The organism is Salipiger sp. IMCC34102 (assembly GCF_004145405.1).
In the GTDB taxonomy this organism is placed as follows: Bacteria; Pseudomonadota; Alphaproteobacteria; order Rhodobacterales; family Rhodobacteraceae; genus Loktanella.
The window spans coordinates 38,309-62,246 of sequence record NZ_SELQ01000012.1 but is presented as its reverse complement, the minus strand read 5'-3'; the positions used below and the strand labels follow the sequence as shown (position 1 = coordinate 62,246).

The window sequence follows — 23,938 nt, the reverse complement described above, 5'->3', positions numbered from 1 at the left end:
AAAACACCCGATCCGTCATACCAGACCGATCAATACCGCGGGATGGAGCAGCCCGGTAGCTCGTCAGGCTCATAACCTGAAGGTCGTAGGTTCAAATCCTACTCCCGCAACCAACTCAAACGAACACTGATCGATACCACGAAGCGCGCCCGGCGATGCTTCCTCGATCATGGCGGTGATCGCCCCCTCCAATTCCAGAACTGGCTCACCCGACACCGCATCCGTACGTACGGTGACGCGCTCGATGAGGCCTCGAAGCGTCTCGAGCGCCTTCGAGCGGATCGCGGGATCCTGCAAGCTCGTCGCGAGGTCCGCGACCTTGCGGCGATACAGGTCCGACAGCCCGGGATGCAGCCGGACGGGCGAGGGCTCTGGTGCCGCGAGGCGCGCCTGCAGATCCGCTTTCCTTGCCTCTGTCTCTTCGAGCTTTTGGAGAAGGCCCGGGGTCCGCAATCCATCCGCAATCGCATCATAAAGACCCGTAAGTTTGCGGTCGGTCTCTTCAAGTGCTGCGTGGCTGTGCTTACGCGCTTCGACTTCCTTGTTTCTCTCCGCGTTGACCTCTGCGCCATAGGATTTGACGAACTCTGCTACCGCCTCGGGCTGCATGAGCCGGTCCCGCAGAAGGTCCAGAACAGCGGTATCGAGATGGCCGCGTCGGTAAGATTGGCGCTGATCACAGGTCTTGAGTTTGCGCGCGTTCGAGCAGGCCAGATAGTCGCGGCCCACTGCGGTGAGTGTCCCGCTGCAGGTCCCGCAAACCAGTTTGCCAGTCAGAAGGTGCTCGGCGCGTCGCTTCTCCCAGAACCGGCTCTTTCGAATGCCTTGGACCGCAGGTGTGGCGTCGATCTCGCCTTGGCGACGCTTGACGCGGTGCCACAGGTCGTCGGGCACGATACGCAGATCTGGAACCTCCTGACGGATCCAGTCGGCCTCGGGGTTCATCCTGGACACCCGACGGCCCGTCGCTGGATCCTTGATGTAACGCAGTCGGTTCCAGACCAGCTGGCCGAGATACAGTTCGTTGTTCAGGATACCCGTACCGCGGGCACGATGTCCCCGGATCGCGGTATCGCGCCAGAGTTTGCCTCGCGGACCGGGGATGCCGTCGGTGTTCAAGTCTTGCGCGATGGCGAGTGGCGATGTGCCGTCAGCGAAGGCTCGAAATATGCGCAGAATGATCTTGGCCTCGGTCGGATTGATCGTCCGCTCTCCGGTGACGGGTTGCCCATCCGGGCCGAGGCTGCGCACCACATCGTAGCCATACGCGTTACCGCCGCCAGATTTGCCAGCTTCCACGCGTCCACGCAGACCTCGACGGGTCTTGGCGGCCAGGTCCTTCAAAAACAATTGGTTCATCGTCCCCTTGAGGCCGACGTGCAGTTCGCTGATCTCCCCTTCCGACAGGGTCTCGATGCGCACACCGTGAAACGAAAGCTGCTTGTAGAGCGTGGCGACATCGGCCTGATCGCGGCTGAGCCGGTCGAGCGCCTCGCATATCACTACATCAAGGCCTTCGCGCGCAGCTCCGTCCATCAAGCTCTGAAGCCCCGGCCGGTGCAGAGAGGCTCCGGAGATCGCCATGTCGGTATAGGTTTGACCAACCGTCCAACCGTTCCGCTCGGCCCGCTCCATGCACAGCCTGACCTGATCCTCGATCGACGCGGCCTTTTGCATGGCGGAGGAGTACCGGGCATATATGGCGACACGGGTCATCGGGCTTTCCCCTTCTTGCTGGCAACGAGCGCGGCATAATCGCGCCCTGCCTCGATCGTTCTGGCATGGATGTAATGACGTTCCGCAGTCCGAAAACCTGCGTGCGACAAGACCGGTCGGATCAACTGTGCGCTTTCGGGAGAGATCCGCGCAAGACTGGTAGCTGCGGCATCCCGGAAAAGATGTGGGGAGACGCGTTTGCCGGTCTGCTTCAAGGTCACTTCGCTTATTCTAAGCCGAATGCTGTTCGTATCGATACTCTCACCTTTCCTGCCGACCCACAGCAGAGTGTGGTTACGCTGACCGCGCCTGAGCAACGCCGGACGCGTTTCTGTGATGTAGGATCGCAAAACAGGCTCGACCTGTCGCGGGACCTCCGCCTCCCAAGGGACGCCTGTCTTGGTCATCTCCGCAGAGAGTGAAACGAAGATGCTGTCGTCCGTAACATGAAGGGATCGACCGAGGGCCAGTTCGCTGAAAGAGCGGAGGCGCATCGGGAGGACGGCCATCAAGGCAACCATCGTGCCATCGCGATGCTGGATCAAGCGTCCGAGAGGTTTCGTTGCCGGGGTCGCGCCACCGTCGGCGTAAGCGAGACCAGCGGAAAGCAGTAAGCTGCTCGCGACAATCCTTCCCTGCTTGCGCGCTGGATCTCCCCGACCGGCGGCGCGCTTGAGGGTAGCCCGCAGCCGAAGTTGCAGCGTCCAATCGTGGTCCGGCGCAGCTGCGCGAAGGATACGCAGAACGCCATCGACGAACGCCAGCTGGGTCATGGGACGGGTGTAGCCAAGAGCTTCGACCCAGGCTTTGAGGCGGGGCAGGGAGGCGCGCTCTGCCGGAGCCAGCGCAAGGGCGTCGGGCTGATAGACGCTGAGCCATTTGATCCAACGGCCGTACTTGGGCTCCAGTGACATTTTGGTGGTTTTGCGCAGATGCGAAAACGCGCCTGGATCGTCCAACGGGTGGGCGACCTTCCAGAGCGCGGTCCACATGGTCTGATCGGCGCAGGGCCACTCAATGGGTGGCAGGACAAGGCTCATGGTCTGCGCCCTTTCCGGGTCTCGATAAGATCCGCAAAAGCGCGCGTGGCTGACTTCACCTCAAGACCTGAATACATGTTGATCGTATGGCTGACCTCGGAGTGCCCGAGCAAACGACGTGCGACCTCATAGGCGCCGGGATGGGCATCGAGCCAGTTCATGACCGCCAGATGCCGGAATAGGTGCGCATTGACTGTGAAACCGGTGGCCGTTCGGACCCTTTTCTTGATGCGATCTGCGAGTTGAGACGACAACAACGGTCCCTTCCCATCGCGGCGCGGGAAGAGCCAGGGCGTTCCAGGTGGACACATGTGCGGGCAGCGCGATGCGACATGACGGTCAATCATTCGGACCACCTCGACGGGCAGTTCGAACTCCATCGGTCGCCCGTTCTTCGTGTCTTCCTCGGTCAGGACAAGGTACGCCTTTCCATCTCCCGGGCGCTGGATGTGCTGTTCCAAATGGATGTCCGCAAGGTTCTTGATGCGAATGGGGCAGACCAGAAGGATCGCGATGGCAATGGCATCCTCTTTGCATAACCCGACGGTAAAATGGTTCGCCTTACCCTCCGGTGGGTGAGAGAAAAGCTGTTCCGGCAGACGTAGAAGGCGCAGCATTGCGCGCTCGTCTTGCAGCACGCGGAGGCGCTCGCGGTTTTTACGGGTCATGCCCCGCTGAGGTGACGTAGATAAACGCCGTGCGAATTTGTCGAGGTGCTGTAGCACGTCGACTGTCTGGCCAGTAACCTTGCCTAGGTTCCTAAAAAGGCGGGCCGTCTCACTGATCGTTTTTGTTATCTGGTGATCGGTACGAGACAGCATTTGTCTCAAACCACGCTCCAGAATATCGGGAGCGAACAAGGTCTCGACACTTACGATATCGGTGGCTGGAATGCCGGAGTGAACCAGTTCTGACGCGAACCTGACGATCTGACGACGATACTGGTCTATGGTTGCCGCGCGCAATGCGCGCGACCTACCGTCCTCTGCCAGCGGATCTGGATTCGAAAGTTTCAGTAGAAGACCTTCGAGGTCCGCTGAGAACGACACCGGAAAATCCTAAACCGGCAGACTGAACCTTCTTTGGCGGTTCTCGATCGGAAGCTCGACCCGGGGCCAGTTTGGCACGCTTCGAGCCGCCGTGTTCCAACTCGTCATAGCTGCGCGTTGAGCGGTGTCCGGCGACTTGCTAATCTCATTGTGCAGCAGCGCGTCTTTGTAGATTGCTGCATGATCAGCGCTGACCTCATCTGGGTCAATGCCTCGATTGCTGAGGAAATGAACGAAGCGACACAAGGCAGGCTGCAATGACTTGCTTCGATCTGAGGCGAGAAGGCTGCTCCAGAGCGTTTGCCAAGCTGGGCTGAGGTCCGACAGCCGGTTCTGCCGACGTTCGACGATGCCCACGTGAGCCATCGCGCTACGGGCGTCGCTGACCACATTTTGCCAGCCCTTTTGGGAAATCCTGAGTGCAGCAGGAGCGACCTTCGATAGCCTTGGTTGTAGCCAACGGCCATGACAGGGCACATCCTGCGGAGCGTGGTGAATGGCCTTTGCAACGCGGCGCAGACCGGAGATCATATCACGTCGACGGGTCTCGCTCAGCGACGGGTCCTGTTCCAGAACGGTGATGAGATCGGAGAACATGATTGTCGTCGCAGGTATCAACGCCGTATAAAGGGTCGGGTCGTGCGATCTGGTCATCGGGTCAATTCCTCGTGGACAGGTTCGGTCTCGGGTGGACACACGCGGTCAGGGTGTCTGATTCGGGAACACCGTAGCACGTATAGTCAGAAACTAATGGGGCCGGGGTCTTCCCGAATGCTCTCTAACGCTTTGACATTTATGGACATTAGTGTCCGTACGTCCCTAGCGATGAAGGCGCCAGCGGTAGGCGGAATGCGCATCGGGATGGATCCGGAGAAGTCGGCCCGAAGGTCCGACACGGATCACCTCCAAGAGGCCCGCCTCGATAGCTCGGCGAACGGTCTTCTCGGACACGTTGTCTTCACAAGCGACCTCCTTGACCGTTTTAAGTTGAATGTTCGCTGAAGTCGTCTTGCGGGTCATCTGTGCGCACCTTTTCCGATGAAATAGGGTGACGCGTGTTCGCCTCTGCCTCTCCGAAGAGGCGAGCCAAGGACAGTATAGCCTGGTCTATCCGATCGAGATCAGATGGTTTTTGCTGCTTGGGATGGGGAACGCGTGTCATGGCCTGACCATGAAAGCGCGCTGCAAAACACACCAAGTGTATCAAACAATCTAAATCAAAACGATCGATACACTTGGCGAAGACGATGGCTACTCGGCATCGGACGGCAGCTTTTTGAAGGCTTCGATGTCTTTCTGGATCGTGTCCGCGCTGAGGATGAAGTTCGGGCTTGTGACGTTCAGCGCAACGATGGTTTGAACGAACTCGATCAAAGGACCACCCCGCGTGCTGCGCTTCGAGCCATCAGGTGTCGTCGTATAGGTTACGGGCTTGCCGGCCGCTCTCCACGTCAGGCAGCAATCATACACAACCCCAATGCGTCGACGGTCGCTCACCTTTCTTAGATCTGTGGCATCGAACACGAACGCAGGCTGATCCTGTGAAGATAGTTTGGACAGGTCATCGACCAAGGCATTGACTAAGCGTTGGATGACTTGCTGAGACTCTTTAACCTCCAACAGATCTGACGCGGGCTGCGCGCCGTATGTGAACTCGCCTCCGAGCGGCTGCAAAGCATTCCCGCATTTGTTAAGCTGATCTGAGACCTTCTTGCTTCGCTCCAACGCTTCAAGCAGCCCTTTGCTACCCCGCTCAGCCGCTTTTTCCTTCTCGACTTCGACGGCGCCCAAAAGCGACCCCTCGTGCAAGGTTGCCGCCAGTTCCCGTGATAGGTCACGTACAAGGTCAAGCGTCAGATCGAACCGTTCAGCGAGCTCGCTGATCTGTCCTGGCGTCAAGGCGTCAACTTCGCTGTCTCGCAAAAGGCGCCACGGATTTTGAACGTCAAGACCAGTTATGGCGGGATAGATTGCTTGCTTCTTGGTTTTAAACTCAGCCTCCGGTTCAGGACCGAAAACTGGTGGGAGGTAGTTCATCGGCTTCAAAAGGCGGCGCATCTTTTGGCCTCGTTTGGAAGAAGAGCAACCAACGCGTAGCCGAAAAAGCCATATCCTGTCGAGTTTACCGAGGCTTCCCAACGGCTGCCGATAGCGATTTGGACTGACACCCTATAAAACGCTGCAAGTGGATACTCAAACTGAGATGGCAGGGTGTCAGCTATGCGGACAGGGAAGTCGTTTGGGCCCGCCTAGCGTCGACAGCGCCGTCAGTCATTGAGAATTCGCTATCGATCTAAGGTTGATCGGAAACCCGATGACATCATCGCCGCGGTGCGCGATTGTTGGTAAAATTTTGCTCTTGGACAGAATGTGTCCACTTACTAGGCTACGTGGATGTTCCAAGTAAATCGCTCCGAAAATCGCCTGCATAAGCTAGAGGAGAAGCGTTTCTCTGATCTCGCCCTGCGTGAGCGGGATCACCTTCAGGAATGGCTCGCCAATCAGCCTGATGCGCTGGGAGAGGATCTACTGATTATCCAGAAGGAGTTTGACGGCTTCGCTGACACCCGCGAGCGGCTGGACCTTCTGGCGCTCGACAAAGATGGCCAGGTGGTAGTGATCGAGAACAAACTTGACGACTCTGGCCGGGATGTCGCTTGGCAGGCCCTCAAGTATGCGGCCTATGTTTCTAGCCTGAAAACCACTCAGATCGTGGAGATTTTCCAGCATTATCTTGCTCGGCACACGGACGGCCAAAACGCAGCACAGATCATCGCTGAATTCCTGGGTCTTGATACACTTGACGGTGAGACGCTGAACGAAGGTAGTAGTCAGCGCATCGCACTCATCGCCGCCAATTTTCGCAAGGAAGTAACGTCGACCGTCCTCTGGCTACGTGAATATCAGATCGACGTGCGCTGCTATCGTGTGATTCCTTACGCTTTCGGCGAGGAGCTGCTGATCGACATTCAGCCTGTGATACCGACGCCCGAAGCCGCAGATTTTATGATCCGCATGGCTGAGAAGGAAAGCGAGGCCAAATCTGCTCACACCGTAAAGAAACGTCGCCATGATCTCCGTCAGGAGTTCTGGGCTGTCGCGCTGGATCATCTGCGCCAGCATGGTGTTTCGCGGTTCGACGCAGTTGGACCCAGCCGGGACAACTCGATTACCTGCGGAACAGGTCTGAGCTCGGTACACTACGGCTTGGCATTTACTCAGTCAGAGGCGCGCGTCGAGCTCGTCTTCAACACCAGTAGCCAAGAGAAGAACAAGCAGATGTTCGACTTAATCGCGTCTGAACGCACACAATGGGATGCCGCTTTCGGTGCTCCGCTCGAGTGGCAGCGGATGGACGATCGCAAAATGTCCAAGGTTTGTTTAATTCAGTCGTTTGATGGGTTCGATCGCGAGATCTGGGCAAACATGGCTGAGTGGATGGCCGCGAACATGAAGACCATGCAGGAGGTCTTTAGCCAACCAGTGACTGCACTGCGCCCCAGTGGTGGCGGCGAGCGACAAACCTAACGACCAGACTGGCGCTTCTGGTATGCCACATTGGGAAAGCCTGCAGCGTTGACCGAGTCTGACCAGAACCAGACCTTCGCCGCAAGCAACATCAAGGTCCGCACCTGAAGGCCCGCAGAGTGCGGGAAAGATAGTTGATTCCGCGCTGAAATCAGGCGTGAAGTGGTGCGCGGGTTCGCAGGGGTGGGTCCACTGGCCGGGCGTTGTGAATGTTGTCCGAGACCAACAACTTAACGAAGGCCTGAACCAACAGTGCAACGGCTGGACCAGTGCCGTTTTCGCAGATCAGAGCCGACGCAACTAGTCAGATGAGATGAAACCAGGACTTTGGATCGATGTGGCGAATTGCCCGCTTGCAAGCCAAAGCGGTCTTTCCGCGCGTGCCCAAAACCATGGTTTTTGAGAGTGCTAGAAGCCCCAGAACAGACCTTTGAGCGCGGGCCGGTCACTGTCCGCTTTGCGGGACAAAGCGGCCATCAGTGAATGGCCGCTTTGGTGCTTCAAGCGATGCTGCCCTCGTTCTTTCACCGAAGCTCCAAGCAAACTCGCGATCGAGAACGCAATCGCAGTAGTAGCTCAGCCCTCGACGAAACTCCGTTGCCCACGCAGGTAGGCGATGAAAGCTGCACCGACCCCTTCCTGTCGCAATTCCGCTGGCGAAACCGGAAGTGCGAGGGAAGTGTAGCGAGGTTCCTTCCTGATACGGATCGGAAGGTCGTGGGCCAGTATGCCTGCCTTGCCGATTGCTACGTAATCCGCGCCCTCGGACAGCGCCCATTCCGCCTGGGTTGCGGTCATGATCCCACCGGCAACGCCGAGCGCGCAGAGGCCCCGGTCGAGGCCGGTGAATAGCGACATCAGGGTGCCTCCCTTGAAGGCGTGGTCTTCTGGTTCCTTGGTGACGTCCCACAGCGATAGATCGAGGTAGTCCATCGCCCCGTCCGCAAAGAGCTGTGAAGCCAAATCGACCATCTCTGGCAGGACCAGTCCGAAACGCTCCGTCGAGATCCGGATGCCGATCTGGAAATCGGATCGGCATGCTGCGCGGATTCGGTGGAGGATCTCGAATAGGAACCGCGCCCGGTTTTCGGGTGAGCCGCCCCACCGGTCGGTGCGCTTGTTCAGCTCTGGCGACAGGAACTGGGCGATGAGGTAGCCGTGACCGCCATGAATCTGGACGCCATCGAACCCGGCCAGCTCGGCACGGCGGGCAGCGGCGACGAACTCTTCAATGACGAGTTCGATCTCGGCGTCGGTCAGACCCCGGGCACCGGTTTCGGCGTGGGCGGAGGGTCCGGCCAATTCGCCGACCTCAGGAAGCGACCGCATGCCACCATGCTGAAGTTGCAGCGACGAAATCGCACCCTGCGCCCGCAGGCCGGCCGCGAGGCGTTCCAGACCTGGCAAATGCCGGTCGTCGAAACAGCCCAGCTGACCCGCGAAGGCCTTGCCGGCGGCCGACACGTGGCTGGCGCAGGTCGTGACGAGGCCAAAACCGCCCTCTGCGCGCATTGTGAGCCAGCGGTATTCATCGTCGGACAGGGTTCCGTCCTCGAAGCTCTGAGTATTGGTCAAAGGGGCGAGGATGAAACGATTGCGGATCTGCGGCCCGCGCCGGAGGTTGAGCGGGGCGAACAGGTCGGGGCCTGATTTGATATTGGAAGTCATGAGAGTGTCCTTGAGATTGGTTTGTCAGGCGGCCGTGCGCCTGGAGGCACGTCGCGGCAGAACCAGCACGACGATGAGAGCGACGAGAAAGAGGACGGCGGCGGCACCGAACGCCGCGCGGTAGCCCTCTGGTGTTTGCAGGCCAATGCCAGGGGTTGCCGCAGTGGCCATGAGGAAGATCGTGTTGAGCAGAGCCGGGCCGATGGAGCCGCCGACTTGCTGGGTCACGTTGACGAGGGCCGACGCCACGCCGGATTCCTCGTCCCTCACGCCGGTCAGAGCCGAACTTGACGCGGGCACGAAGTAGACACCGAGGCCGAAGCTCATGACGCAGAGCGCAGGCAGCACTTGCGTCCAGAAGCCGGGACCCGCACCGACCGGCACCAACCACATCATCCCGACCGCAGCCCCGAGCAATCCGATCCACATGGTTCGGCTGTTACCGAGGCGCTGCATCAGCTTCGATGCGAGTGACGAGCCAAGCACGATCCCGACTGAGAAAGGAAGGAACGCGAGTCCTGTCGCCAAGGGCGAGAACGCCAGCACCGACTGGAGGTAGAACGCGAGGAACATCAGCATCCCGAACATCCCCGCCCCGATCAAGGCCATGGACAGGAAGGCCGTGGCGCGGTTGCGGTCCGCCGGTATCGAAAGCGGCAGGAGCGGATTGCGGGCCCGGCTTTGGCGAAGGAGGAAGAGCGCGAGAAGCGCCACGCCCGTCAGGATCGTGGCCGAAGCGAGGGCAGGATGCGTTTCCGCCCCGCCTTCACCGGCAACGGTTAGGCCATAAACAACGGCTGCAAGACCCGTGACGGAGAGGAGGGCCCCGAGAAGGTCCAGCTTGGCTCGGGTCCGCTCAAGGCTGGGGGGAAGTGTGCGCAGCGCGACGAGTGCTACGATCAGCGCGATTGGCAGGTTGATATACAAGCACCAGCGCCAGCCGAGGTATTCCGTCAGCACGCCACCCAAGAGAAGCCCGACCGCTCCGCCCAGCCCCTGAACAGCGCCGTAGACCGCGAAAGCGCGCGCGCGATCCTCGGGGGATGTGAATGTCGTGGTCAGGAGTGCCAGCGCCGCCGGAGCGAGGATCGCCCCGAAGACGCCCTGCAGGGCGCGCGCAAGGATGAGGGTCGTGCCGGACGCGGCCACTCCACCGAGGCCAGAGGCCAGCGCGAAGCCCGCCAATCCGAGCAGGAACATCCTCCGATGACCGAACCGGTCACCGAGCCGTCCGCCCAGAAGAAGCAGGCCACCAAAGCTCAGCGCGTAGGCCGTGATCACCCAAGGGCGGGCCGTATCGGACAGGCCGAGACTGGCCTGTGCGCGTGGCAAGGCGATGTTGATGATCGATGCATCGAGCACGATCATGAGCGTGGCCGAGGCAATGACGGCAAGCACGACGAAGGGGTTCCCCGCCCGCGGCGGAGTCGATGTAGGGTTCATTTTGGAAGGCCTCAGCTCAGACGTTGCAGGAAGAGGATATTGTCGGTCACCGTGGCGCTCTGTCCGCCCGGGCCCGAAGCGCTGCGGGCGATGGGGCAAAGGCAGCGATGTGCCCAATCCTTCGAATCGAGTTGCATCGACGCCAGCGTCTGTTCCGCGGTCGGAAAGCGTGTGTTTTCGGGCGACCACGACCAAGGCGCGCGCGAGGCATGCTCGATGATCAGCAGATGACCGCCGGGAGCCACGGCCGCCGCGCCCTTTGCCAGAACCTCGCCGCGCGGCCAGTCCTGCGGCGAATGGAGGAAGCTGGCGGTGACGAGGTCGAACTGGCCGTCCGGAAAGGACAAAGCGAGATCGTGCACCGCGAGCCAGATAAGGTGCGCGACACCGGCGGCTTCAGCATTGCGGGCAGCGATGTCGAGCGCCACGGATGAGACATCGACCGCGGTTATCTGCCAGCCCCGCCCAGCCAGCCAGACGGCGTCGTCACCTCTTGCACAGCCGAGCTCCAGCGCCGTGCCCGCGCGAAGCGGCCCCGCAAACTGGGTCAGGGCCAGTCCGGGTTTGCCCGACGACGTCTGCGGGCCCTTCGCATATATGTCGTTCCAAATGGTTTCGGTCTGCATCTGTCGTCTCCTCAGGCAGATTCGGTGAGATCAGGGTCGAAGATCAGCGATCGATGCGCCGCGCCGCCCGCCAGCACGCCCGCGGCCGCAGCAAGGGTCGCGTTGGGCATCGGGCTGGCGAGGTCGCCCGCTGCGAAAACGCCCGGAACGCTGGTCGCCTGCGTCCCGTCCACGGCAAGGTAGGGACCGGTGGGGCCGTCCTTCTTCTCGCAGCCAAGCATGGCGCCGAGGTCGGACGACGGCGCGGTCTGCGGGGCAATGAACAGTCCGGCCAGAAGGACCTCGCGGCCATCGGCCAGTCGGACGGCCTCGAGCGCCGGGGCGGGGCCGACGAGGCCGGTGATCGGCACCTCTTCGACAATACCGCCTCGTTTCGCCAGCGTCTGACGCTGGTCTTGCGTTGGCTCGAAGATGCCTTGGGTAAACAGCGTGGTCGGCCCCCAGTCGGGCAGCAGCATGGCCTGATGCATCGCCATCTCGTTCCGGGCCAGAACACCCACCGGTTGCCGGTTTAGCTCATAGCCGTGGCAATAGGGGCAATGCAGCACGCTCGCGCCCCACCGTTCGCGCAGTCCCGGCAGGTAAGGCAGCGTGTCGCGGACGCCGTAGGCAAGAATGAGCCTGCGCCCGGTGATCTCTTCTCCGTTCGAGAGTGAGACGACAAATCCGTACCCTCGCCGGGATGCCGCCGTGGCTTCTGCCCCGCGGATCTGAACGGTCGCATAGGCGCTCAGTTCGGCACGCAAAGCCGCCGTGATCGCATCCGGAGACTGCCCGTCCTGCCCGGGAAACCCGTGCGACGTGGCGGCATAGCGATTTCGCGGCGCGCTGGTGTCGAGGATGAGTACGTCGCGTCTGGCGCGCGCGAGCTGCATGGCCGCCGAGAGGCCAGCAAAGCTGCCGCCAATGATGATAACGTCTTGGCTCATCGGTTCATTCCTGTTCATAAAATATCTTGCAACACGACGAGTTACATACCCGCAGGCCCGATAGCAAGACATGAAACTTGGAATGTTGCATTAGCGGTGATAGAAACCTCTCAACCGTAAAAGGACCTTGCCAATGCCGCGCGACCTTCGCATGTCCCGGATGCTGCACGTGTTGATCCACATGGACCGGCATGTGAGCCTCGCGACCTCCGAGCAGATCTCGAAAATGATATCGACCAACCCGGTGGTCGTGCGCCGGATGATGGGTGGGCTTCGCGACCGAGGAATCGTCACGTCTGAAAAAGGGCATGGCGGCGGCTGGACACTTGCGCGCTCGTTGACCGAGGTCACGCTGCGCGACGTCTATGACGCCGTCGGCGCGCCACCTTTGTTCAACATCGGTCCGAACGCAGACCCGTCCGATTGCCTCGTCGAGAAGGCCGTAGATTCTCAACTCAAGGCCTCACTGCGCGAGGCAGAGGTGCGACTTCTCGCGCAGTTCTCGGAAATCTGGGTAGAAGATCTGGCAGCCGACTACGAAAGCCGGACCGCCGGAAAGCAGGAGATCGCTCATCCCTCTTCCGTCGCCGCGAACGCGCATACCGGAAATGGCGCATAACGTGCTGTCGGTTAAGATAGTCAAGAACTCCGAATGACACGGGTCAACACTCCCCGCCGCGTATTCGACCAACCCTGGGCCATGGCCATGGGAAATACCAAAAGGTCATAGCCGACCTTCGCGGCGGCGCAGCAAATTTGTAGTCTGGGCTCTTTCCGGACCTTCGCTGCGGACCGGCCCGAGGACCGCTGTGCGGACGAAACCGTCAGTGGTCGAGTGCAAGTCCTGCGGCGGCGAACTCTGCCGCCCCTTGATCTGTCGCATTGGTGAAAGCGGCTATGGTCGTCGGATCGGGAAGATCGGGAAAATGATAGACAGCATTCACGCTGAAGGGTCCGGCGCCGGTGTGGCCGATGGCGCGTCCCGCATCGCCCATGGAACCCGACACGAGACCGAGCGCATATCCACATTCGGTCCAAGGACGCCCGGGAATCGCACCGCCCAAGGATCTTCTGACCAGCATGTCGTTTAACGTCTCCGAGCCAAGCAGATTGCCGGCGAAAAGAGCGTGCAGCAGACGTGCCGCGTCCGGGGCCGACCCGATCAGGCACCCATGATAGACCCATCGCGGATCATACCCTGAGCCATCGTCCCAATGCAGCGCCGCCGACTGGTCGAGGGTGTCCCAGAACTCCAGGCTCGCCAGACCAAGGGGTTTGCAGATCAGGTCGTGAATGAAGTCGCCAAGAGGCTTACCCGTCGCCTCCTCGATCAGGTCGCGGACAAAGAGATATTCGATATTGGAATAGGACCACCCTTCGCCCGGGGGAAAATGCATGTCCTGGGCGAGGGTCGCATCAAGCAGTTTTTGGCGGGGCCAAGGCCGATCTCCCCGTGCCACTGCGGCGTGATACTCCTTCAGCGACCCATAGTCGGGCAGACCGGAACTGTGGCCAAGGAGCTGGCGTAGCGTGAAGGGATGTTCCTCGTGCGGCGCGTCCAGGCTCAGAAGGTCCTCGTCAACCAGCTTGAGCGCGCAGATCGCGATCGCGGTCTTCGAAAAGCTCCAGTAGGGAAACACAGTGCCCTCCGGGCTGTCGCAGCCACTGAGCCCGGACACCGTCATCCACGCTGTAAATCTGCTCAGCCCTTCCATACGGATTGCATAGGTGGCCGTTGAACATTGGTCAATTTGGGCTCGAACCGGACTTTCGTAACATCGCGTTGCAAACTCGGATGAGCGCACATCGGCGGGGGCATCCTGTCCGGTCGCCTCGGGCAGGACGGCACATTGGATAAGCTGATACAACCTGCCATAAGTGCAGCGGCATGACCGCACCTTTTGTCACCGGAAAGCAGAGCGCCGCCTTTTCTGCTTTCCAGGCGCATTAAATCTTAACGCAGGTGTCCCTGTTTTCCGATCGCGCCAATTCGACCTTCCGCCACGCGAACGTCTCCCACCCACTCGTGGCGCTCCGACCGTGATCCATGACATCTGAACCACTTGGCTTAGTTATACCCGAAACGGATCAAGCAAAGGACCCCGCCATGGCCACTACAGGAAAACAAATTTTCACCACGCTGGAGGCGGACGGAACGCTGACCGTCGCGCTGGAGGACGTGACCTTTGACGATCCTACCGGCGACCAAGTGCTGGTGCGCATGGAAGCCGCCCCGATCAACCCGTCCGACCTCGCGATCCTCGTCGGTGGCGCGGACATGGAGAATGCCGCATACACGCCCGGCAAGTTCGTCGCGAAAATGCCGGAGAACGTAAACGCAGCGTCGAAGGCCCGTCACGGTTTGAAGCTGCCTGCCGGCAATGAGGGCGCCGGCACGGTGATCGCCGCGGGCGACAGTGACGCGGCGCAGGCCCTGATAGGGCAGCGCGTCTCATGTGTTCCGGGCAATGCCTATAGCCAGTATTGTATCGCCAATGCCGGGATGTGCCTGCCCCTCGGCGAGCATTCGGCGGAAGAGGGGGCGAGCGCCTTCGTCAACCCGATGACCGCACTGGGCTTTGTCGAGAACGCCAAGGCGGACGGGCAGAACGCCATACTGCACACCGTCGGTGCCTCCAACCTTGGCCAGATGCTCACCCGCATCTGCAAGGAGGACGGGATCGGCCTGGTTAACATCGTTCGCAAGGACGAACAGGTCGACCTGCTGAAGAATATTGGCGCGGAGCATGTGGTCAATTCCTCCAACGACGACTTCATGGACCGGCTGACTGCCGGCATCCGCGACACCGGTGCCTTCTACGGGTTCGATCCCGTGGGCGGTGGAAAGCTCGTCGATACAGCGTTCAGGGCAATGGAGCGTGTCGCGGTCGAACGGATGAGCGAATATTCTCGCTACGGCTCGAACCAGCAGAAACGCATGTTCATCTACGGCCGCCTCGACACTGGCGCGACTGTGCTGACGCCAAGCTACGGCTTCGGCTGGACCTTGTCGGGTTGGCTGCTGTTCCCCTTCCTTCAATCGGCCGGGCAGGAGACAATGGGGCGCATGCGCCAACGTGTGCGCGACAACCTCACAACGACCTTCGCCAGCCATTACAAGAAGCACGTCACACTGGACGAGATGCTAACGAAGGAGGCCGTCATAGACTACCGCACGATGCGCACCGGTGAAAAGTACCTCGTCAGCCCATGGGGGTAATCAACCGAGAAGCATCGCCGCAGCAGCAACAAGGCGGTGCTTTTAATCAGACTGACAAATATCGTAGCCGGTCGAACTTGGATCGTTTTGTGCGCCAAGAGGTGCATGACAAATGCTGGCCGCCCCCCGTCTCTGTAAGAGCGTCGGTCTCGGCCCTCTGCGGCCATTGGCCAGCTTCGGCTTTGCCGCAGCGTGGCTTCCCCATAGCGGACCTTGATGGCACCGCGCAGCATAGCCCAAGTGCCCAAGGTCGGCAGAGCGGACAAAGACGACCTTGAACAACTCGGCTCTTTGCCTAATCTCTCCAAAAGCCAAAATACGTCTAAAACGGGATTTTCGTGTTGTTTAAAGCTACTATTATGTACTTACCTTTCGGAGTCGGAGCCCTCTTGGGTTACTATAGTGTTTCCTTTTGGTTTAATTTTATTGTTTCAGTAGGGCCGGTTGCACTAGTTTTGTCGTTTTTTGATCCGATGGCAAAGTCCGAGTTAGTCAGATTTTTTGCCTATTATGGGATCTCAACCATTTCGACAATTGTAGGCTATGGCGGAGGTAAGCTTCTGCGAGACAGAGCTGTCAGGAAAGATCAAGATTGAACGATTGTTAAAGCAGTATGGGCTCGAAGCAGACCTGCGGCGGCGCAGCATGAGGCACCTCCGTGGCTCCCCAAGTGCGCCGCCGCTCCCGGCCCGAAGCTGCCGTTCAGTCCCTGACCGATCGCCGCGGTGCAGCTTCACCAAACCGGCCATCCGTCCATCGCGCAGCATTTTCCGAGGATGAAGGTCGGCAGCGCGGACAGAGCCGACATTGGTTTCTCCGAATAGCATGACTGGAGATGCAAAGGCGTGTTGCCGGTCGAGGCCGCTATTTCTCGGTGGGCTGGCAGACACTCCAGCTTGCCATGGCCAAACTTACAGCCCTTTCAAGCGCCTCTCGGCTTGCGCCGTCGCGTGCCGACGTGGCGATCCCGACCATGAAGGTGCTGAAAAGAGTCGCGTTCGCATGGGCGTCGGTGTCCGGCGGCATGTGTCCTGATGCAATGTCGCGCTCGACTTGCTTGAAGATCGCGTCGAAGTTCGCCCTTCGCTCCGCCGAAAGAACCTCGGCGGCAAACTGGTTTTCGGGGCCGCAATTCGTCGCAGCTTGCGTCACAAGGCAGCCGATCGGATGAGAAGCATCCGTCTGCATGGCGACGGAGCGGCGCAGACATGTCTCGACCACCTCGCGCGGCGGAAGACTCTCATCCCGCAGGATGTCGGTGACGCTGCCATGCGTGACGCGATACCGTTCCACGACTTCCCGGAACAGGGCCTCCTTAGATCCGAAGGCCGCGTAGAAGCTGGTGGGAGAGATGCCGCCCATGGCCTCCTTGAGCATGTTGAGCGTCGTCGGCTCAAAGCCATGTTCCCAGAACAGGTGCATCGCCGCGTCGAGCGCCGCGTCGCGGTCGAAGCCGCGCGGTCTTCCGGTTCTTGCCATGTTGGTCCTCCTGACGATTAATGAATTAGTTGATACAGAAGTCATTGACAAGGGCTGCAACCGCCCCCTAATTCCGTATCGAGCGATACATAATGGACACTCAATGACAACCACGACACATTTTGGCGCCGAAGAGCGCTTCCCCATCGCGGCCCTGCTGGCGCTGGCGATGACAGGCTTCATCTGCATTGCGACCGAGACCTTGCCTGCGGGGCTGTTGCCGCAGATGTCCGATGGGCTCGGTGTCTCACCCTCCCTGGCAGGACAAACCGTGACGGCCTATGCGTTCGGCTCGCTCCTGGCGGCCATTCCCCTGACGATCCTGACGCAAACATGGCCACGCCGGTCTGTGCTGCTGCTGACCGTCTTCGGCTTTCTGATCTTCAACTCGGCGACAGCCCTGTCGGAGAGCTATTGGCTGACGATGGGCGCGCGGTTCATGGCCGGGGCGGCAGCAGGGCTCGCGTGGAGCCTGATTGGCGGATACGCGCGGCGCATGGTTTCGGCGGCGCAGCAAGGGCGCGCAATGGCCATTGCGATGGTGGGCACGCCTGTTGCCCTCTCTGTAGGCGTTCCGCTTGGCACATGGCTTGGAACCGCCATCGGATGGCAGATGGCCTTCGCGGTCATGTCCGGGCTATCCGCCCTGCTGATCGCGTGGATCCTGATTGCCGTGCCGGACCATCCGGGCCAGAAAGCGGAAAGCCGAATTCATCTTGGCAGCGTCATTGCCGTGCCAGGCGTGCGCGCGGTTCTCGCCGTGGTCTTGCTCTGGATGCTCGGCCACAATATCCTCTATACCTACATCGCGCCATTCGCAGAACGCGCCGACTTGGGCGATCGCGTCGATCTCGTGCTGCTGATCTTTGGCGTTGCATCCTTGCTGGGCATCTGGATTTCAGGACAATTGGTCGATCGCGCGTTGCGCCGTTCGGTCCTGATCAGCCTGTCGGTTTTCGCTCTGATGGCGCTTGCCCTGGGGCTGTTCGGGCACCATCCTGAAACGGTCCTCATTGCCGCCGTGGTCTGGGGCCTGACTTTTGGTGGCGCTGCAACCTTCCTTCAGACGGCGCTTGCCGATACCGCCGGTAAAGGCGCGGACGTTGCTCTGTCAATGAATGTCGTGGTGTGGAATTCCGCGATTGCCTCTGGAAGCATCGTTGGCGGTATTCTTCTCGATGCCGGGGGACCGGGCGCGTTTCCATGGGCGGTCTTCTTCCTGGCTGTTGTGGGCTTCGTTGTCACATTCGGTGCGCGCAGGTCTGGCTTCCGCCCCGGAAGCCGCGGATAAGGAATTTAACGCAAGACGGCGGCGGGCTCGAGGCGGACCTGCGGCGGCGCAGCACGAGGCACACGCGTGGTTGCCCCAAGTGCGCCGTCGCTCAAAGCCCATAGCAGACTTTCAATCTCCGCTCGCTCGCAGCCGTGCAATAGTGCCGAAGGAGACATTCGTGACGACATGCGGCATTACGAAGCTGACGTCCAGCGGTGTTGGACCATCCGATGGCCTCACGTCAGCAACAGCACCAGCATTGTGATCGACATGGCGACCATGCCCAGGTTCTCGGTCAGCGACACGAAGCCGAGCGGGACATTGCTGTCGCCGCCGACGCAGGCGCACTTCAGCTCGCGCTTGTCGATGTAGACCGCCTTTAACACGCTGATGGCACCGATCGTGCCGATCACCAATGCCAGCGGCGCCGACAGCCAGGTCGCGACCATCGCCGTCATCAGGATGCCTGCTCCCGTCTCGATGAACGGGTAGACGTAGCCGTAGCGCACCCAGCGTTTCGCCAGCAGGTCGTAGTTTAGGAACATGGTCGAGAAGCTCTCGATGTCCTTGAGCTTCTGCAAGCCCAGCAGGATCATCGAGATCGAGACGAACCAGCCCAGCGTCTGCCAGGTCAGCAGCGTGCCGAAGGCATACCAGGTGAACGCCACCGCCGTCAGCGCCGCGACCGAGAAGAGGGCGATGACCGGCGTGTAGGACAGGCCGTCGTCCTCCGGGTCCTTCTTGCCGAAATGCACGGCAAGGTCGTCGTAGCCGCCGACGGGCTCGCCGTCGATGAAGGTCTGCGGCGTGGTCTTGACGTCATGCTTTGCCTTGAAGGCGTCGGTCTCCTCACGCGTCTTCAGGTGGTGATCCTCGATCGTGTAGCCTTCACGCTCCAGCAGGTCCTTGGATTTCAGGCCGTAGGGGCAGGTGTGTTCCGGCATGACCATCCGGTAGAGGACGGCCGTCTTGGCAGTGGCGGTATCCTTTGGCATCATGTTCTCCTTGTCTGAGTGACCTGCGGTCAGGCGGCACAGGTCCAATAGCCGTCGTAGCCGACGGTAAGGGATGGGGTGGTTGCGAGGTCGAACAGCAGCGTCGCCTCGCCTGCGGCGGCGTTCGGCGTTACGGTGATGCGCAATCCGTCAGTCGAGCTCACGACACCGTCCACCGTGGGCGCGGCCTCGCTGGTCAGCTGGATCGGCTGTCCGGACACCTTGGTCGCCGCGCTGCCGTCGGCGGCCACGACCAGGACGGGATCGGTGTCGGTGCCGCGCCGAAAGGTGCAGGCCGCCCCGACGGGCACCGCGAGGGCCACATCTTCCGCCGTCAGCGGTGCCAGATCCACGGCGGCGATCACCGGTGACGCCAGTGCGTCGGCCAGTGTCGCGATCTGCGCGGGCCCCTCGGCCTCGCCCAGAGGGAAGGCGGTCTGCTTGCCGTTGGCCTCGATGTCGGCAACCATCCAGCGCATCTCCGAGATCTCGCGGTTCTGGGCCAGCACGATCTCGTCCGCCAGCTTGCGCACGCGCGGGTCGGTGATGTGGGCGCGGGATGAGGTCATGATCGCGATGGAATGGTGCGGAATCATCGCCTTCATCCAGGCCACGTCGTCCACGGTCGACTGCGACCGCACCAGCCAGAGGCACAGCGCGAAGGCCACCGCCGCACCGCCGAAGATCGCGGCGTTCAGCATCGTGTTGCGATACATCCCCAGCATGAAGGCCAGCATGATGATGGCCATGACCGCCCCCATGTAGAGCGCCATCCACATCCGCGTCTGTGAGAAATAGACATGCTCCAGCGCGTAGGTGTTGAGATACATCAGCCCGAACATCACGATCGTCGAGGTCGCGATCATCGCGAAGAACCGTCCGTAGCTGCTGCTCTGCTTGTCGTGGTCCACGGTCAGATCCGTCCTATTTTGAAGGAAGAGGGCGGTCAGCCCGATATCGGCAGTCGTATACCCCCAGTGGGTATGGAACGCGAGGGTGCCGTGAAGAGTTCCAACCGGACAAGTGGAAAGACGACGGATGAGGGAAAACAGGCAGAAGACGCTGGATCGGCTCGCCCGGCTCGAAGGCCAGGTGCGCGGCATCGCCAAGATGGTGTCCGAGGACCGCTACTGCGTCGACATTCTGGCGCAGACGGCGGCCGTCCGCTCGGCGCTCAAGGGGGTCGAGCGCCTGATCCTCGAAGACCACGCCCACCACTGCGTGCAAGCCGCCATCGACAGCGGTGACCCGGCGGAACAGCAGGCAAAGTTCCAGGAGCTGATCGCGCTGTTGCAAAAGACGCAAGTTTGACGGCAGTGACAGGCAGCCCCCGCCACGAGAAATGCGGTGAGCCTCAGAGCCCGTCGTGGCGCGCGCGGATGTCGGCGGGCCAGGTCGACTTGATGTAACTCAGGACCGCCACGATCTCCGCATCACTCAGGGTGTCGGCGAAAGCCGGCATGTCGGATGCATATCCGGGGTCGCCGATCATCTCGGCCACCCCGACCTTGGTCAGTTGAAACAGGGCAGTGGCGTCATGGTGCCAGGTGTGGCCGGTCTCATCGTGTGGCGGAGCTGGCAACCGCCCGTCGGCATTGCGGGAGCGCCAGTTCGGCTGGCCCTCCAGATCAACCCCGTGACAACTGGCGCAGGCCGCGGCGTAGATCTCTGCCCCCTGCGTCACCACGTCCGGCGAGTCGGGCCGCAGCCGGATGGTCTCGGCCTCTGCCATGCGGTCGGCCACGACGAACCAGGCCACCCCGGCGGCCAGGACGCTCGCCCCGGCAATCAGGCTGCGCCTCATGCACCGGCCTTGAAGTAGACCTGCCCGTCCGCCGCATCGCCGCCAAAGGCGATCACATCGAAGCGCGCCGTCGGATCGTCGCCCATGCCGGGGGAGCCTATGGGCATGCCCGGCACGGCGAGCCCAGTGATCGCTGGCCTGTCACGCAGCAGCATGGCGATGGCCGCGAACGGCACATGGCCCTCGATGACGTAGCCCGCGACCGACGCGGTATGGCAAGACCACAGGGGCTGCGGCACGCCAGCCTGCACCTTGGCGGGGGTCACGTCATCCATCTCCGTCGTTGCGACGTCGAAGCCTTCGGCGACGGCCAAATTCACCCAGGCCTCGCAACAACCGCAGGTCGGGCTCTTGGCGACGTGCAGCGCGAGCGGGGTCGCCGGTGCCTCTGCTCTCACGACGGCGGGAAGCGCCAAGGACGTCACGCCACAGCCGATCGCCCCGAGTGCAGAGCGGCGGTTGAGCGAGGGATGAAACGTCATTGTGAACCTCGTGAATGGATGGGGTGTAATATTCTGGGGCAGTGGCAGACGGCTGACTCGTCCACCACACGACATCCCCTATTCGACGGGATGACCCAGCCGGGTCAGCATCGCCTTCATCATGTCGATCTCGGCTTCCTGCGCCTCGATGATGGTCTCGGCCAAGGCGACGGTTTCCGGGTCGTCCATCTCCGCCAGCGAGGCGCGCGACATGTCGACGGCGCTCTGGTGGTGCGGGATCATCATGAGAAGGAAGTCGGCATCCGCATCGCCGGTCGGCTCGATGGGTGCCATGGCCTCCATCATGGTGTCCATGGCACCCATGCTGCCCTCGTCCGTGGTCATGGTGCCGTGCATGGTGCCATGGTCCGTCGATTGCGCGATGGCGGGCGCGGCGGACATGAAGACGGTGGCGACGAGTGCGGCGAAGGTTGCCGCTGGGCGGAGATGGTCGGTCATGGATGCATCCTTGCGTGAAGTGCGCGAGACAATTGAAGACCCGCTCCTATCCCTCATATGGGCACCGCACGCGAAGGACCAACGTCAAACTGACGGAGGCAAGGGATTGTGAACCACGCGGTCGCGCACGGGTATGATGTGGAATTCTTCCTTCGGGAAAGAACTACATCTTTTCAAGCTGAGATGGCACGAGAAACTGGGGATAAGCGTCCGCTTTTGTAAGTCCATGTCGTGCCAATGCGCCCGCAGCGAAAGTCTGCTTTCCGCCCTTTCTGAACAACACTCAGATCTTAGAGGTCAGAAATACCTTCTGGCATCACCAACGCTGTTAACCGAAATTCCCGGTAGTTCGGTTCAAGCCAATGCGCCCTCCCGCAACCAACTCAAACGAACACGCCGCTGCCGAAAGGCCCGCGGCGTTTTTGCTGTCCCCAAAGCCCAGCAATCCCAGCATCGTACCTGCCAACTCGACCTCGTGCCCACCGCCGGGGCGCGGACGCACGATGACCGCGGAAATCAGCTCCCGCAGCGCATCCGACCCGCGGTCGCGCACCGTCGGGTCCGACAGCGATCCTACCAGATCTTCCACATGGGTGCGGTAGAGCGTCGGCAGGTCGTCGGGTAGCTCCACCGGTGCCGGCGTCGCCGCCTCCCGCTGGCTCTTCATCTGCTCGAGCTCGGCCTGGAGGGTGTTCAGGCGTGCGACGAGCGGTGGGGAGAACTCACCAGTCTCGATGGCCCCGAAGATATTGTCGACCTTGGCCTGCTGCTCGGCGATCATCTTGTCTCGCAGCTTCAGGTCATCGCCGATCGTTGATTGCTCGGCGCGAAGGCGCGCCTCGAACTCCCGGCGGAAGGTCTCGTAGGGTCCGTCCTGCATCATGCCGGTCCTGACCTGCTACGGGATTTTTCCCCCACCGTCGATTAGAGTCCGGCCCAACTTGAAGGCGGACAAAGAAGCGAACGAGATTCACGGACGAGTATATCATCGGCATCATGACCGAGCACAAGGCAGGTGCGAAGTGCGCGGACCTGCGCCGCAGTTCAAGCGTCAAGCAAACGATCCGCGGGATCGTTTGTAGCGCCGAACGGCATGTCGGAAGGCACCTTCTACAACTGGAAGGCCAAGTTCGGCGTCCTGACAGTATCGGAAGCGAAGCGGCTGAAGGCACTCGAGGATGAGAACGCCAAGCTGAAGAAGCTACTTGCCGAGCAGATGCTCGATCTCGCCGCGATGAAAGAGCTTGTTTCAAAAAAGTGGTGACGATGAGCCATGTCACGCCATTGGTCCGAGTGACAATGGCGAATGCGTGAAGCGCGAGGCGGTCGCGCATCTGAAGGCCCGGTTCGGACTCTCGGAACGGCGGGCGTGCCGGATTGCCGGGGCGGATCGCAAGATGATCCGCTACCAAGCGCAGCGCGCGTCGGACACGGTGCTACGCGGGCGGTTGCGGGAGCTGGTCAACGAACGTCGGCGGTTCGGCTATCGGCGCCTCTTCGTGCTGTTGCGCCGCGGGGGCGAGCCTTCGGGGATCAACCGGATCTATCGGCTCTACCGCGAAGAAGGTCTTACGGTCCGTAAGCGAAAGGCCCGGCGCAAGGCTGTCGGGACACGAGCCCCGAACCTAGTCGAGGTGAGGCCCAATGCGCGCTGGTCGCTGGATTTCGTCCATGACCAGTACGCCAACGGTTAACACTTCCGGGTTCTCAACGTGGTCGACGACGTCACCCGGGAATGCCTCGCTGCGATCCCGGACGCCTCGATCTCGGGGCGCCGTGTGGCGCGTGAGCTGACGGCGCTGATCGAACGCCGCGGCAAACCCGGAATGATTGTCAGCGACAATGGCACCGAACTGACCAGTAACGCGATCTTAACCTTCGCGGCCGCCCACAGGATCGAGTGGCACTACATTGCGCCGGGCAAGCCGATGCAGAACGGCTTCGTAGAAAGCTTCAACGGGCGGATGCGGGACGAGCTGCTCAACGATACCATGTTCCGCAACCTGGCCCACGCCCGGGTCGTAATCGCCGCCTGGGCTGCCGACTACAATACTGAACGCCCGCACTCGGCCTTGAATTACCAAACCCCGGCTGACTACGCGCGGGCCCTGACCACCGCAATCGCCCGCCCCGCTGCGCGAGAGGAAAGCTCTGCGCGTCGGGCGATTACTCACCCTGCGCCGATCGGCGTAAACTCCAACCGGGCTCCAGTCACGGCTGGATGAAA

The 23,938-nt window shown here is 61.1% G+C and carries 23 protein-coding genes, 1 tRNA gene and 1 pseudogene; 7 read left to right on the top strand and 18 right to left on the bottom strand.

The annotated features are described in order from the left end of the window. Window positions 1-36 precede the first annotated feature (36 nt). Window positions 37-113: transfer RNA gene (locus tag EU805_RS16480), tRNA-Met, on the top strand. Here EU805_RS16480 and EU805_RS16475 read toward each other — a convergent pair. From EU805_RS16475 to EU805_RS16450, 6 genes are all read right to left on the bottom strand, one after another. Continuing rightward, window positions 70-1,677, bottom strand: coding sequence for a recombinase family protein (locus EU805_RS16475; RefSeq protein ID WP_242494210.1), 1,608 nt, complete (start codon window positions 1,675-1,677; stop codon window positions 70-72). The two genes, EU805_RS16480 and EU805_RS16475, sit on opposite strands and share 44 nt — an antisense overlap. A gap of 35 nt (window positions 1,678-1,712) precedes the next feature. Then, complete coding sequence (locus EU805_RS16470; RefSeq protein WP_129765074.1) at window positions 1,713-2,756, bottom strand: tyrosine-type recombinase/integrase; 1,044 nt, start codon at window positions 2,754-2,756, stop codon at window positions 1,713-1,715. After that, window positions 2,753-3,805: a tyrosine-type recombinase/integrase gene (locus EU805_RS16465; protein ID WP_129765073.1), complete on the bottom strand. Its 1,053-nt coding sequence runs from the start codon at window positions 3,803-3,805 to the stop codon at window positions 2,753-2,755. Before EU805_RS16465 ends, EU805_RS16470 begins: the two co-directional genes overlap by 4 nt. A gap of 9 nt (window positions 3,806-3,814) precedes the next feature. Further along, on the bottom strand, window positions 3,815-4,459 hold the full coding sequence (locus EU805_RS16460; RefSeq protein ID WP_129765072.1) for a hypothetical protein: 645 nt from the start codon (window positions 4,457-4,459) through the stop codon (window positions 3,815-3,817). A gap of 165 nt (window positions 4,460-4,624) precedes the next feature. Continuing rightward, window positions 4,625-4,825, bottom strand: coding sequence for a DNA-binding protein (locus tag EU805_RS16455; protein WP_129765071.1), 201 nt, complete (start codon window positions 4,823-4,825; stop codon window positions 4,625-4,627). A 231-nt stretch (window positions 4,826-5,056) separates the two neighbouring features. After that, window positions 5,057-5,863, bottom strand: coding sequence for a hypothetical protein (locus tag EU805_RS16450; protein ID WP_129765070.1), 807 nt, complete (start codon window positions 5,861-5,863; stop codon window positions 5,057-5,059). A gap of 336 nt (window positions 5,864-6,199) precedes the next feature. On the opposite strand from EU805_RS16450, the gene EU805_RS16445 reads away from it, so the two are divergent. Beyond that, window positions 6,200-7,333: a DUF4268 domain-containing protein gene (locus EU805_RS16445; RefSeq protein ID WP_129765069.1), complete on the top strand. Its 1,134-nt coding sequence runs from the start codon at window positions 6,200-6,202 to the stop codon at window positions 7,331-7,333. Between the two features lie 576 nt (window positions 7,334-7,909). On the opposite strand, the gene EU805_RS16440 is transcribed toward EU805_RS16445, so the two are convergent. From EU805_RS16440 to EU805_RS16425, 4 genes are read right to left on the bottom strand one after another with little or no spacing between them, the layout of a single operon-like run. After that, complete coding sequence (locus EU805_RS16440; protein WP_129765068.1) at window positions 7,910-9,001, bottom strand: NADH:flavin oxidoreductase; 1,092 nt, start codon at window positions 8,999-9,001, stop codon at window positions 7,910-7,912. A gap of 24 nt (window positions 9,002-9,025) precedes the next feature. Further along, entirely contained in the window at window positions 9,026-10,444 is a 1,419-nt protein-coding gene (locus EU805_RS16435; RefSeq protein ID WP_129765067.1) for a DHA2 family efflux MFS transporter permease subunit, read from the bottom strand. An 11-nt stretch (window positions 10,445-10,455) separates the two neighbouring features. Continuing rightward, window positions 10,456-11,070: a class I SAM-dependent methyltransferase gene (locus EU805_RS16430; protein WP_129765066.1), complete on the bottom strand. Its 615-nt coding sequence runs from the start codon at window positions 11,068-11,070 to the stop codon at window positions 10,456-10,458. Between the two features lie 11 nt (window positions 11,071-11,081). Beyond that, complete coding sequence (locus tag EU805_RS16425) at window positions 11,082-11,999, bottom strand: NAD(P)/FAD-dependent oxidoreductase (RefSeq protein ID WP_129765065.1); 918 nt, start codon at window positions 11,997-11,999, stop codon at window positions 11,082-11,084. A gap of 133 nt (window positions 12,000-12,132) precedes the next feature. Here EU805_RS16425 and EU805_RS16420 point away from each other — a divergent pair, with 133 nt between their 5' ends. Continuing rightward, window positions 12,133-12,618: an Rrf2 family transcriptional regulator gene (locus EU805_RS16420; RefSeq protein WP_129765064.1), complete on the top strand. Its 486-nt coding sequence runs from the start codon at window positions 12,133-12,135 to the stop codon at window positions 12,616-12,618. A 205-nt stretch (window positions 12,619-12,823) separates the two neighbouring features. Here the strand turns inward: EU805_RS16420 and EU805_RS16415 are convergent, their stop codons facing one another. Then, window positions 12,824-13,639, bottom strand: coding sequence for a serine hydrolase (locus EU805_RS16415; protein WP_242494209.1), 816 nt, complete (start codon window positions 13,637-13,639; stop codon window positions 12,824-12,826). A 467-nt stretch (window positions 13,640-14,106) separates the two neighbouring features. Here EU805_RS16415 and EU805_RS16410 point away from each other — a divergent pair, with 467 nt between their 5' ends. Continuing rightward, the gene (locus EU805_RS16410) at window positions 14,107-15,219 is read left to right on the top strand and encodes a zinc-binding dehydrogenase (RefSeq protein WP_129765062.1); all 1,113 of its coding nucleotides are present in this window, start codon (window positions 14,107-14,109) and stop codon (window positions 15,217-15,219) included. Window positions 15,220-16,083: 864 nt separating this feature from the next. Here the strand turns inward: EU805_RS16410 and EU805_RS16405 are convergent. Then, complete coding sequence (locus EU805_RS16405) at window positions 16,084-16,698, bottom strand: TetR/AcrR family transcriptional regulator (RefSeq protein ID WP_129765061.1); 615 nt, start codon at window positions 16,696-16,698, stop codon at window positions 16,084-16,086. Between the two features lie 103 nt (window positions 16,699-16,801). Here EU805_RS16405 and EU805_RS16400 point away from each other — a divergent pair, with 103 nt between their 5' ends. Continuing rightward, window positions 16,802-17,989, top strand: coding sequence for an MFS transporter (locus tag EU805_RS16400; protein WP_129765060.1), 1,188 nt, complete (start codon window positions 16,802-16,804; stop codon window positions 17,987-17,989). Window positions 17,990-18,207: 218 nt separating this feature from the next. On the opposite strand, the gene EU805_RS16395 is transcribed toward EU805_RS16400, so the two are convergent. Then, entirely contained in the window at window positions 18,208-18,966 is a 759-nt protein-coding gene (locus EU805_RS16395) for a MauE/DoxX family redox-associated membrane protein (protein WP_129765059.1), read from the bottom strand. Between the two features lie 29 nt (window positions 18,967-18,995). Continuing rightward, window positions 18,996-19,877, bottom strand: coding sequence for a DUF305 domain-containing protein (locus EU805_RS16390; protein ID WP_242494208.1), 882 nt, complete (start codon window positions 19,875-19,877; stop codon window positions 18,996-18,998). Between the two features lie 127 nt (window positions 19,878-20,004). Here EU805_RS16390 and EU805_RS16385 point away from each other — a divergent pair, with 127 nt between their 5' ends. After that, the gene (locus EU805_RS16385; protein ID WP_129765058.1) at window positions 20,005-20,277 is read left to right on the top strand and encodes a metal-sensitive transcriptional regulator; all 273 of its coding nucleotides are present in this window, start codon (window positions 20,005-20,007) and stop codon (window positions 20,275-20,277) included. A gap of 43 nt (window positions 20,278-20,320) precedes the next feature. Here the strand turns inward: EU805_RS16385 and EU805_RS16380 are convergent, their stop codons facing one another. The 4 genes from EU805_RS16380 to EU805_RS16365 form a co-directional block, all read right to left on the bottom strand. Then, complete coding sequence (locus EU805_RS16380; RefSeq protein WP_129765057.1) at window positions 20,321-20,770, bottom strand: cytochrome c; 450 nt, start codon at window positions 20,768-20,770, stop codon at window positions 20,321-20,323. Next, window positions 20,767-21,252, bottom strand: a complete 486-nt coding sequence (locus EU805_RS16375) for a DUF411 domain-containing protein (protein WP_129765056.1) — start codon at window positions 21,250-21,252, stop codon at window positions 20,767-20,769. Before EU805_RS16375 ends, EU805_RS16380 begins: the two co-directional genes overlap by 4 nt. A 78-nt stretch (window positions 21,253-21,330) precedes the next feature. Then, window positions 21,331-21,711, bottom strand: coding sequence for a DUF305 domain-containing protein (locus EU805_RS16370; protein WP_129765055.1), 381 nt, complete (start codon window positions 21,709-21,711; stop codon window positions 21,331-21,333). A gap of 328 nt (window positions 21,712-22,039) precedes the next feature. After that, window positions 22,040-22,594 (bottom strand): hypothetical protein, encoded by a 555-nt coding sequence (locus EU805_RS16365; RefSeq protein ID WP_129765054.1) that lies wholly within the window; start codon window positions 22,592-22,594, stop codon window positions 22,040-22,042. A 113-nt stretch (window positions 22,595-22,707) separates the two neighbouring features. Between EU805_RS16365 and EU805_RS16360 the strand changes: the two are divergent. Next, window positions 22,708-23,936: pseudogene (locus tag EU805_RS16360) on the top strand (IS3 family transposase). The last annotated feature ends 2 nt before the right edge of the window (window positions 23,937-23,938 follow it).